Origin of the sequence: Variovorax sp. J22G73 (assembly GCF_030317035.1) — a bacterium.
Classification (GTDB): domain Bacteria; phylum Pseudomonadota; class Gammaproteobacteria; order Burkholderiales; family Burkholderiaceae_C; genus Variovorax.
Map to the genome: position 1 here is coordinate 961,332 of NZ_JASZYK010000002.1, position 10,484 is coordinate 971,815.

General features: G+C 69.0%; 12 protein-coding genes and 1 riboswitch. Of the genes, 10 read left to right on the forward strand and 2 right to left on the reverse strand.

Going from position 1 to position 10,484, the window contains the following annotated elements; genetic code table 11:
- Positions 1-10: 10 nt before the first annotated feature.
- From QTI51_RS12525 to arsC, 6 genes are all read left to right on the forward strand, one after another.
- Positions 11-1,102 (forward strand): DNA glycosylase AlkZ-like family protein, encoded by a 1,092-nt coding sequence (locus tag QTI51_RS12525; protein ID WP_116907086.1) that lies wholly within the window; start codon positions 11-13, stop codon positions 1,100-1,102.
- 259 nt (positions 1,103-1,361) lie between these two features.
- Complete coding sequence (locus QTI51_RS12530; RefSeq protein WP_116907806.1) at positions 1,362-3,572, forward strand: TonB-dependent siderophore receptor; 2,211 nt, start codon at positions 1,362-1,364, stop codon at positions 3,570-3,572.
- Positions 3,573-3,670: 98 nt separating this feature from the next.
- Positions 3,671-3,839, forward strand: a riboswitch (FMN riboswitch).
- A 98-nt stretch (positions 3,840-3,937) separates the two neighbouring features.
- Positions 3,938-4,450 carry a 6,7-dimethyl-8-ribityllumazine synthase gene (locus QTI51_RS12535; protein ID WP_116907085.1) on the forward strand — a complete coding sequence of 171 codons (513 nt, stop codon included), beginning with the start codon at positions 3,938-3,940 and terminating at the stop codon, positions 4,448-4,450.
- Positions 4,451-4,512: 62 nt separating this feature from the next.
- Positions 4,513-5,025 (forward strand): glutathione S-transferase, encoded by a 513-nt coding sequence (locus QTI51_RS12540; protein ID WP_286515751.1) that lies wholly within the window; start codon positions 4,513-4,515, stop codon positions 5,023-5,025.
- Between the two features lie 2 nt (positions 5,026-5,027).
- Positions 5,028-5,204: a hypothetical protein gene (locus QTI51_RS12545; RefSeq protein WP_286515749.1), complete on the forward strand. Its 177-nt coding sequence runs from the start codon at positions 5,028-5,030 to the stop codon at positions 5,202-5,204.
- A gap of 33 nt (positions 5,205-5,237) precedes the next feature.
- The gene (gene arsC, locus QTI51_RS12550) at positions 5,238-5,618 is read left to right on the forward strand and encodes an arsenate reductase (glutaredoxin) (protein ID WP_116907083.1); all 381 of its coding nucleotides are present in this window, start codon (positions 5,238-5,240) and stop codon (positions 5,616-5,618) included.
- Between the two features lie 46 nt (positions 5,619-5,664).
- On the opposite strand, the gene queG is transcribed toward arsC, so the two are convergent.
- On the reverse strand, positions 5,665-6,744 hold the full coding sequence (gene queG / locus QTI51_RS12555; RefSeq protein WP_116907082.1) for a tRNA epoxyqueuosine(34) reductase QueG: 1,080 nt from the start codon (positions 6,742-6,744) through the stop codon (positions 5,665-5,667).
- On the opposite strand from queG, the gene tsaE reads away from it, so the two are divergent.
- From tsaE to QTI51_RS12570, 3 genes are all read left to right on the forward strand, one after another.
- Positions 6,730-7,236 (forward strand): tRNA (adenosine(37)-N6)-threonylcarbamoyltransferase complex ATPase subunit type 1 TsaE, encoded by a 507-nt coding sequence (gene tsaE / locus QTI51_RS12560; RefSeq protein ID WP_116907081.1) that lies wholly within the window; start codon positions 6,730-6,732, stop codon positions 7,234-7,236. The genes queG and tsaE overlap by 15 nt on opposite strands.
- Positions 7,233-8,720: an N-acetylmuramoyl-L-alanine amidase gene (locus QTI51_RS12565; RefSeq protein ID WP_116907080.1), complete on the forward strand. Its 1,488-nt coding sequence runs from the start codon at positions 7,233-7,235 to the stop codon at positions 8,718-8,720. The genes tsaE and QTI51_RS12565 overlap by 4 nt, the downstream gene beginning before the upstream one ends.
- Before the next feature lie 200 nt (positions 8,721-8,920).
- Positions 8,921-9,205, forward strand: a complete 285-nt coding sequence (locus QTI51_RS12570) for a YMGG-like glycine zipper-containing protein (RefSeq protein ID WP_116907805.1) — start codon at positions 8,921-8,923, stop codon at positions 9,203-9,205.
- 78 nt (positions 9,206-9,283) lie between these two features.
- Here the strand turns inward: QTI51_RS12570 and QTI51_RS12575 are convergent, their stop codons facing one another.
- Positions 9,284-9,943 (reverse strand): DedA family protein, encoded by a 660-nt coding sequence (locus QTI51_RS12575; protein WP_116907079.1) that lies wholly within the window; start codon positions 9,941-9,943, stop codon positions 9,284-9,286.
- A gap of 64 nt (positions 9,944-10,007) precedes the next feature.
- Here QTI51_RS12575 and QTI51_RS12580 point away from each other — a divergent pair.
- Positions 10,008-10,484, forward strand: a 477-nt coding sequence (locus QTI51_RS12580; RefSeq protein ID WP_286515746.1) for a dienelactone hydrolase family protein, incomplete at its 3' end; no start/stop codon positions are given.

A 10,484-nucleotide genomic window follows, 5' to 3' on the forward strand; every position in this document is an offset into this window, starting at 1 on the left:
AATTCGCCGCATGGCTGACCCGACCCTCGACGACCTGCGCCGCTACGCGATCGCGCGCACCCTCTTCACGCCCACGACATTGCCCGGCGCGATCCGCCGGCTCGGCTTCGTGCAGGCCGACCCCATCCGCGCGCCGGCGCGTGCGCAAGACCTCACGCTGCGCCACCGCGTGAAGGACTACCGCGCGGGCGATCTCGAAAGCCGCTACACGCGCCTGGCCATCGAGGAAGACTGCCTGGTCAACTACGGCTTTCTGCCGCGCGAACACCTCGCGCTGATGCACCCGCGCGAAGCCAAGCGAGCGTGGGACGCGGCCACGCGGCGCAAGGCCGCCGACGTGCTGGCCTATGTGCAGGCGCACGGCCAGGTGCATCCGCGCCAGGTGGAACAGCACTTCGCCCATGGCCGCGTGCAGAACTACTGGGGCGGCTCCAGCAACGCGACCACGCAGTTGCTCGACGGCATGCATTACCGCGGCATGCTGCGCGTGGTGCGGCGCGACAGCGGCACGCGCGTGTACGAGGCGGTGGCGCACGCGGGCGCCGACGACAGCCCCGCAGGCCGCGCGCAACGCGCCGCCGCGCTCATCGAACTGGTGGTGCGCAAGTACGCGCCGCTGCCGGCCGCGAGCCTCACCTACCTCGTGCGGCTGCTGGGCTACGGCGCGCCGCACCTGTCGGCGCAGACGCAGGCGGCCCTGCGCATCGCGCGCGAGGAGCTCGCCAGCTGCCGCATCGACGGCACCACCTGGTACTGGCCCGCCGACGAAAACCCGGCCTCGCGCCGCCATGCGCCCGACGACGCGGTGCGCCTGCTCGCGCCCTTCGACCCGGTCGTGTGGGACCGCCGCCGCTTCGAGCTGCTGTGGGGCTGGACGTACAAGTTCGAGGCCTACACGCCCGCGCCGAAGCGCCAGTTCGGCTACTACGCGCTGCCGCTGCTGTGGCACGAGCGCGTGATCGGCTGGGCCAACGTCACGGCGCCCGGCGGGCTGGTGACGCCCGGCTTCGGCTACGTCGAAAAGAAGCCGCGCGACGCCGCCTTTCGCGCGGCGCTGGACGACGAGCTGCAGCGCATGACGCAGTTTCTTTCGGGGCGCTGAAGCCCGCCCGCCGCTCCTATAATTCCGCCGCTCAGCCAGCCGCCCGCCACGGGCGCGCCAGCCGTCTTCGAAGGAACGAAGACCGCAGCCGCAACGGCTGCACCCGACAACGCACAGACCATCTACATCATCGGCCGCCGGCACCAGGCGAGCAGCCGGATGCGTTCGCTCGGACCCGAACCGAGAAGCCATGGCGCGCCCCGACGCGCGCCGCAGCCACTCCCCGCCCCTTTTGACGCAGGACCAGGAGAAGCTGCACATGACATCGAACACCCGTCGCCCGAAGTGGCGCCTTTCAACGCTTTCGGCCCTTTCATCTGTTTCTCACTGTCGCCGCGCCACGCTCGCGGCAACCGCCGTCGCGCTCAGCGCCGCCGTGCCCGCCTACGCCGACGAAAAAGACGAGTCCGGCGAGCCGCGCAGGGCGCTGCCGACGGTCACGGTCTCCAGCGATTCGGGCGAGACCGCCACCGGCCCGGTGACCGGTTTCGTCGCGCGCCGCGGCGGCACCGCCACCAAGACCGACACGCCGCTCATCGAAACGCCGCAAGCCATCTCGGTCATCACGCGCGACCAGATGGAAGCGCAGGGCGCGCTCACGCTGCGCGAAACCACCAACTACACGGCCGGCGTGGTGTCCAGCTACTTCGACAGCCGGGTCGACTCGTTCAAGGTGCGCGGCGGCGACGCGGTGCAGTACCTCGACGGGCTGCAGCGCACCTACGGCACCTACAACTCGACCAAGGTCGAGCCGTACCTGCTGGAGCGCGTGGAGCTGCTGCGCGGCCCCTCGTCGGTGCTGTACGGCCAGGGCGGCATCGGCGGCGTGCTCAACCTGGTGTCCAAGCGGCCGCAGGCCGAGGCGCAGCGCGAAGTGCAGGTGCAGGCGGGCAACCACGACCGCAAGCAGGTGGCCGCCGACTTCACCGGGCCGCTCGATGCCGAGGGCAAGTGGCTGTACCGCCTGGTGGCCGTGAACCGCGACAGCGGCACGCAGGTCGACCACGCGCCGGACGACCGCATTTTGGTGGCGCCGTCGCTCACCTGGCGCCCGAGCACCGACACCTCGCTCACCCTGCAGGCCTCGTACCAGAAGGACAAGAGCGGCTCGCTGATCGGCTTCTTCCCGTGGCAGGGCACGCTGCAGCCCTCGCTCTACGGGCAGATTCCCACCTCGACCTTCACCGGCGAGCCCGGCTTCGACCGCTACGACTCGCGCAACACCTCGCTGGGCTACCTGTTCAGCCACCGCATCGACGACACCTGGACCGTGCGGCAGAACCTGCGCTCGACCGAAAGCAAGGTCTGGTACGACACCGCGTACACCAGCTTCACGGCCAACCGCGCCACCGGCCGGCCGGCGCGGCCGGTGTTCAACATCGACCAGCGCACCATCGAGCGCGACCTGAGCTCGACCATCAGCGCCGGCAAGATGCTGCTGGTCGACAACCAGGCCGAGGCGCACTTCAAGACCGGCGGGGTCGAGCACACACTGCTGGTCGGCGCCGACTTCCAGCGCAACCAGACCTCGCAGCTCACCGGCCGCGGCCGAGCCGGCGCGCTCGACGTGTATGCGCCGGTGTACGGCAACTACACGCCGCCCGCCTTCCTCACGCGCCAGCCCGCGGTGGTGCAGAAGCAGGTGGGCATCTACGCGCAGGACCAGCTGAAGTACGGCCGCTGGGTCGGCCTGCTGGGCCTGCGCCACGACAAGGCCGACACCGACACCGAAGGCCGTCCGGCAGCCGCCGTCGACGACAAGGCCACCACCAAGCGCGCCGGCCTGGTGTACCTGGCCGACGGCGGCTGGGCGCCGTACCTGAGCTATGCCGAGTCGTTCCTGCCGCTGGGCGGCGTCGACCTGAACAACACGCCCTTCAAGCCGCAGCGCGGCAAGCAGTGGGAGGCCGGCGTGAAGTGGGAGCCCGAGGGCCAGCGCACGTCGTTCATGGCCGCGCTGTACGACCTGCGCGACACCAACCGCAAGACCACCGACCCGACCAATCCGCTGAACAGCGTGCAGCTCGGCGAGGTGCACGTGAAGGGACTGGAGCTGGAATACAAGGGCAGCATCGCGCGCGACTGGGACTGGATTGCCTCCTACGCCTACACCGACGCGCGCGTCTCGCGCAGCAACGGCGCCGACCTGGGCAAGCGCCTGTCGGGCGTGCCCAGGCACACGGCCTCGGCATGGGTGATGCGGCGCTTCTCCATCGGCGGGGTGCCGGGCTTTTCGCTGGGCGGCGGCGTGCGCTACCTGGGCGAATCGTGGGACGGCACCGACGCCCTGCGCACGCCCTCGGTCACGCTGTTCGACGCAATGTTCGCCTGGGACAACGGCCCGCTGCGCCTGTCGCTGAACGCCAGCAACCTGACCGACAAGGTGCAGATCACCACCTGCCTCACGCGCGGCGACTGCTTCTACGGCCAGCGCCGTAGCGTGACTGCGTCGGCCACGTACCGCTTCTGAAGAAAATCCCCGCGCGCCTGAAGGTCTGGCGCGCCGGCGACAACGCCGCGCCGCGGGCGGCTCCTAGAATCGCGCCGTGGTCCGGTTCGCCGGACGACAAGCGTTCTCAGGGCGGGGTGCAATTCCCCACCGGCGGTGATGGCGGTTCTTTCGAAAGAAGGCCGCACAAGCCCGCGAGCGCCTGGAGCTTGCAACAAGCCCCAGGGTCAGCAGATTTCGGTGCGATTCCGAAGCCGACGGTCACAGTCCGGATGAAAGAGAGCGCGAAATGCGGGCATGCCCGCGCGCCTTGCTTTGCGGGCGCGCAGGCGGGCCTGTGGTTTCGTGCGCCCTGATTCAGGAATCCTGCTTTCCAGAGGCACACCATGAGTCAGATCAACGACCTTCCCCTTTCCGCCGTCACGGCCTCGGGCTCGCCCCGCGGCACGCGCATCGCCTTCGTCGAGGCGCAGTGGCATTCCGACATCGTCCACCAGGCCCGCGACGCCTTTCTCGAAGAGATGGCACGGCTCGGCGTGGCGCGCGAGCTTATCGACATCTTCGACGTGCCCGGCGCGTTCGAGATTCCGCTGCATGCCAAGCGCCTGGCCAACTCCGGCAAGTACGCGGCCATCATCGGCTGCGCGCTGGTGGTGGACGGCGGCATCTACCGCCACGAGTTCGTCGCCAACACGGTGGTCAGCACGCTGATGTCGCTGCAGCTGGAAACCGACGTGCCGATCTTCTCGGCCGTGCTCACACCGCACCACTTCCACGAACATGTGGAGCACCGCAAGTACTTCCACCGCCACTTCGCGGTCAAGGGCACCGAAGTGGCCGAGGCCTGCTTCCGCACGCTGGAAGGCCTGAACAAGGTCGACGCACTGCTGGCTGCGTAATCCCTGGGCAGGTTACTTCTGGCTGCGTGACAGCAGCCCCGCTGCTGCAGTAGCCTGCGCGGATGAGCGCTTCATCCACGCCTTCTTCCGCCGCCGACCGCTACACCCTCTACGGCGCCCCGGGCTCCGGCGCCACGCCGGTCCACGCGGCGCTGACGCTTGTCGGCGCGCAGGTCGACACGGTCGACATCGCCACCTGGGAGGGCGAGGCCGAGCGCGAGCGCGTGTCGGGCGTGAACCCGATGCGCCAGGTGCCCGCGCTGGTGCTCCCTTCGGGCGAGCTGATGACCGAGAGCGCGGCCATCCTCGTGTGGCTCGCCGACCGCTACCCGCACGCCGGCCTGTGCCCCGCGCCGGACCATCCGCTGCGTGCGCGCTACCTGCGCTGGATGGTCTACCTGCCGGCCGCCATCTACTCGCTCTTCTGGGTGCGCGACGACCCGTCGCGCCTCGTGCCCGACCCCGCGGCACAGCCCGCGATGCTCGAACGCAGCGCGGAGCGCATCGCGCACTGCTGGCACCTGATGGCGCGCAAATCGGCGCGCCCTCGCCCTACCTGCTCGGCGACACGCTGAGCGTGCTCGACCTGTACGTGACGGTGATGTCGCGCTGGACGCCATGCCGCACGCGCTTCTACCGCGAGGCGCCGCGCATGGCCGAGGTGGTGAAACGGGTCGACGCCGACCCGCGGCTCGCCGCGTTCTGGGCCGCGCGTTTTCCGTTCGTGCCCGGGTGGGAAGACGGCAACGCATGAGCGCGCGTTGGCTTTTTTTCGATAATCCCGGCCATGACCGCACGCACCCCCACCACCGCCTACCCGATGACCATCTTCCACAAGCCCAACTGCAGCACGTCGCGCAACGTGCTGGGGCTGATCCGCGAGAGTGGCGTGGAGCCCGAGATCGTGCTGTACCTGGAAACACCGCCCTCGAAGAAAAAGCTGCGCGAGCTCGCCAAGGCGATGGGCCTGGGCCCGCGCGACCTGCTGCGCACGAAGGAAGCGCCGTACGAAGAACTCAAGCTGGCGAACGAGGCGCTGAGCGACGACCAGCTGTTCGACGCCATCGTCGCGCACCCGATCCTGCTGCAGCGGCCCATCGTGGTGTCGCCGCGCGGCACGCTGATGTGCCGGCCTTGGGAGCGCGTGCGCGAGATTCTTCCGGTGTGATTTTCGTGATGGCCTGGTGGCTTCGATTGCCTGGCCGGCGGAAAGCTCAGGCCAGGTCCGCGGCCTGTTGCGCCAGGCCCCAGGCCACATGCTCGCGAACGAGTTCGCTGTCGTGCGTGGCGCGCGTGGCCAGCGCTTCGTGCGCATCGCCCTCCCCCGCCCGCGCAGCATTGCCCAGCGCCACCGCGATGTTGCGCAGCCAGCGCTCATGGCCGATGCGGCGAATCGGGCTGCCCTCGGTGCGGCGCAGGAAGTCTTCCTCGGTCCACGCGAACAGCTCGGCCAGCGTGCGCCCGGTGAGCCCTTCGCGCGCATCGAAGTCGGGCAGCGTGCTTTTCTTGGCGAACTTGTTCCAGGGGCAGATCAGCTGGCAGTCGTCGCAGCCGTAGATGCGGTTGGCCATCAGCGGGCGCAGCTCCAACGGAATCGGCCCGCTGTGCTCGATGGTGAGGTACGAGATGCAGCGCCGCGCATCGAGCCGCCGCGGCGCGACGATGGCCTGCGTGGGGCACACGTCGATGCAGGCGCTGCAGCTGCCGCAGTGCGCGGTCACGGGCTCGCTCGGCGGCAGCGCCATGTCGACGTAGATCTCGCCGAGGAAGAACATCGAGCCCGCGTCGCGGTCTAGCACCAGCGTGTGCTTGCCGCGCCAGCCCTGGCCGCTGCGCGCGGCCAGCTCGGCCTCGAGCACGGGGGCCGAGTCGGTGAAGGCGCGGTGGCCGAAGGAGCCCACCTCCTCGGCGATGCGCTCGGCCAGCCTGGCGAGGCGGTTGCGCAGCACCTTGTGATAGTCCCGCCCCCGCGCATAGACCGACACGATGGCTTCGCCGGGGCGCGCGAGGCGGTCGAACTCGATGGCCTGCCACTCGGGGGCGGTGTCGCGCGGCAGGTAGTCCATGCGCGCGGTGATCACGCTCACCGTGCCCGGCACCAGCTCGGCCGGGCGGGCGCGCCGGGTGCCGTGTGTTGCCATGTATTGCATCTCGCCATGGAACCCATGGGCCAGCCATTGCATCAGACCGTCCTCGGCGCTCGATAAATCGACGCCCGCGATTCCGATTTGGGAGAATCCGAGATCCCGGGCCAAGGCCTGAATACGAACAACGAGTGGATGGCTGACGATCACTTGCCGATTGTAGAAACGCAAACGAGCACCCGCACCCTGCGCTGGCGCAGCGAAGACGACACCGACGCCCTGGCGCGCGCGCTGGCGGGCGCGCCCGCCGTGCGCGACGCCTTCATCGCGCTGCACGGCGACCTGGGCGCCGGCAAGACCACTTTCGTACGCCACCTGCTGCGCGCGCTGGGCATCGCGGGGCGCATCAAGAGCCCGACCTACGCCGTGGTCGAGCCGCACGAGGCGCCCGACGGCCTGCAGATCTTTCACTTCGACTTCTACCGCTTCAGCGACCCGCGCGAATGGGACGACGCGGGCTTTCGCGACATCTTCGCGGGCCCCGGCCTCAAGCTCGCCGAGTGGCCTGACAACGCCGCGGGCCGTACCCCGCCGGCTGACCTCGCTATTAAAATAGAAGCAATGACCGACGACACACGCAGCGTGACCCTCCTCGCGAACACCCCTCGCGGCAGCGATCTGCTGGCGCGCATCGCCGCATGAAGGCGGCCGGACTGAAACGGCGCGTGCTGCTGCAGGGCGGCAGCATCGCGCTGATGCTCGGCGTGCACCAGATCGCGCGCGGCGCCAGCATCCTCGCGGTGCGCGTCTGGCCCGCGGCCGACTACACGCGCGTGACCATCGAGTCCGACGCGCGCCTGAACTCGCAGCAGCTCGTGGTGGGCAGCCCGCCGCGGCTGGCGGTGGACATCGAGGGCATCGACCTGAACCCCGAGCTGCGCGAGCTGGTCGGCAAGATCAAGCCCGGCGACCCCTACATCAACGGCCTGCGCGTCGGGCAGTACGCGCCGAAGGTGGTGCGCATCGTGTTCGACCTGAAGCAGGCCGTGGTGCCGCAGGTGTTCTCGCTCGCACCCGTGGCCGCGTACAAGCACCGGCTGGTGCTCGACCTGTACCCCGAGCAGGCCATCGACCCGATGGAAGCGCTGATTGCCGAGCGCCTGCGCGACGCGCCGCGAACCGCCGGCGGCAACGCCAACGCCCCTGCCGTGGCGGGCAACACGCCGCAACCTTCGCCCGCCCCCACGGTCGACGCACTGGGCGAGCTGATGGCGCAGCAATCGATGCGCCCCGGCCCGCCCGCGCCGCCACCGCCGGTGGTATCGGGCCCCGACCGCGCGGCGCCCGCGCTCGTGGTGCCCGCACCCGTGCCGCCCGTGGTGGCCGCTGCGCCCAGCAGGCCCGTGCAACCACCGCCTCCGGTGGCGCGCGGCGGCGGCACCGCCACCGCGAGCCGCACCGACCGCATCATCATCGTGGCGCTGGACCCCGGCCACGGCGGCGAAGACCCCGGCGCCACCGGCCCCAGCGGCACGCGCGAGAAAGACATCGTGCTGCAGGTGGCGTTCCGCCTGCGCGACCGCATCAACGCGGGCAGCGTCAACGGCAACCCGATGCGCGCCTTTCTCACGCGCGACGCCGACTTCTTCGTGCCGCTGGGCGTGCGCGTGCAGAAGGCGCGCCGCGTGCAGGCCGACCTGTTCGTGAGCATCCACGCCGACGCCTTCACCACGCCCGCCGCGCGCGGCGCCAGCGTGTTCGCGCTGAGCCAGAGCGGCGCCTCCAGCAGCGCAGCGCGCTGGATGGCAAATAAAGAGAACGACGCCGACAAGGTGGGCGGCGTGAACGTCGGCGGCCACGAGGCGCAGGTGCAGCGCGCGCTGCTCGACATGAGCACCACCGCGCAGATCAACGACAGCCTGAAGCTCGGCGGCGCGATGCTCGGCGAAATCAAGGGCATCGGCGCGCGACTGCACAAGGGCCAGGTCGAGCAGGCCGGCTTCGCGGTGCTGAAGGCGCCCGACATTCCCAGCGTGCTGGTGGAAACCGCCTTCATCAGCAACCCCGAAGAAGAGGCCAACCTGCGCCGCGTCGACTACCAGGAGAACCTGGCCGACGCGCTGATGCGCGGCATCCAGCGCTACTTTGCGCAGAACCCGCCGCTCGCGCGCAGCCGGCAGCTCTGAAGTTCGAAGCCCGCTCTGGCGCCGAGCCATAGCGGGCTGCTTTGTAAAGCCACGGCGCCAGTCACAGCGCCAGTCGCAGCGCCCTGATGTCCCACGCCGGGCGGCCCATGTGTCCGCACAGGCAGGCGCGGCAGGCTCCTACACAGGGAGCGAGCGGGTTTTGAACATGATGACCCATCACTCTTCGAAAGGTGGACATCATGAACACACGTCTCTGGATCGCTGCAGCCGCAGCCACTTCGGTCATGACGATCGCAGGCTGCGCAAGCGGCCCCAACCAGAACCTCGGTACTGGCGTCGGTGCGGTGGGCGGTGCGCTGGTGGGCAATGCCATCGGCGGCAACACTGCCAGCACGGTGGGTGGTGCAGCCATTGGCGGCATCATCGGCAACCAGGTCGGCCGCAATGCCGACGAACGCAACTACAACCGCCAGCGTTATCCGCAGGGCAGCGGCTACTACCCGAGCAACGGCCCCAACTACTGATCGCTGTTCGGCCTGGACCCAGCCTGAACGAAAAAGCGCGCCACCAGGGCGCGCTTTTTCTTTTGTGAAGTAAGAAGTTCAGGCCTGCGCGGTGCGCGCCTTCTCGGCCTTCGACGCGCGCCACGCGCCAAAGATGGCCAGCAGGCCCGGCACGAAGATCAGCGCCCAGATGATCTTGTCGAGGTGCTGGCGCACGAACGGCAGGTTGCCGAAGAAGTAGCCCGCCGTCGCGATGCCCAGCACCCAGATCAGCGCGCCCACCACGTTGAACATGGTGAACTTGGCGCGGCTCATTTCGGCCACGCCGGCCACGAAGGGCGCGAAGGTGCGAATGAAGGGCATGAAGCGCGCCAGGATGATGGTGATGCCGCCGTAGCGCTCGTAGAAGCCGTGCGCCTGGTCGAAGGCCTTGCGGTTGAAGAAGCGCGAGTTCTCCCACTGGAAGACCTTGGGCCCGAAGTAGCGCCCGATGGAGTAGTTGCATTGGTCACCCAGAATGGCCGCCGCAATCAGGATGCCGCAGGCCAGCGGGTAGTTCATGAGCCCGGCGCCGCACAGCGCGCCCACGATGAACAGCAGCGAGTCGCCCGGCAGGAACGGCATCACGACCGCGCCGGTCTCCACGAAGACGATGAGGAACAACAGCGCATAGACCCAGGGGCCGTAGGCAATGACGAAGGCCTCGAGGTGTTTGTCGACATGAAGGATGAAGTCGACGAGAAAGCTGATGATTTCCATGGGCGCGGATTATCCTTGTTGAATACGAACGCTCCCTGAATCACCCCACTTGGAGACCCCCACGATGACCGGTCAGTACATCCAGATCCAGGCTGCCGATGGCAGCGGCACCTTTCGCGGCTACCTTGCCCTGCCCGAGAGCGGCAGCGGCCCCGGCCTGGTGATCGCGCAGGAGATCTTCGGCGTGAACCACACCATGCGCGAGATCGCCGACTACTACGCCGAAGAAGGCTACGTCGCGCTCGTGCCCGACCTGTTCTGGCGGCAGGAGCCCGATGTGGAGCTGGGCTACAGCGAGGCCGACTGGCAGCGCGCCTTCGCGCTCTACGGCGGCTTCGACGAAGCCAAGGGCATGGCGGACATGCAGAGCGCCATCGATGTGCTGCGCGCGCGTGCCGAAGTGCCTGGGAAAAAAGTCGGCGTCTTGGGCTTCTGCCTCGGCGGCAAGCTGGCCTATCTGGCAGCCTGCCGCACCGACTCGGACGCCGCGGTCGGTTACTACGGCGTGGGCATCGACGCCGCGCTCGACGAGGCCGACAAG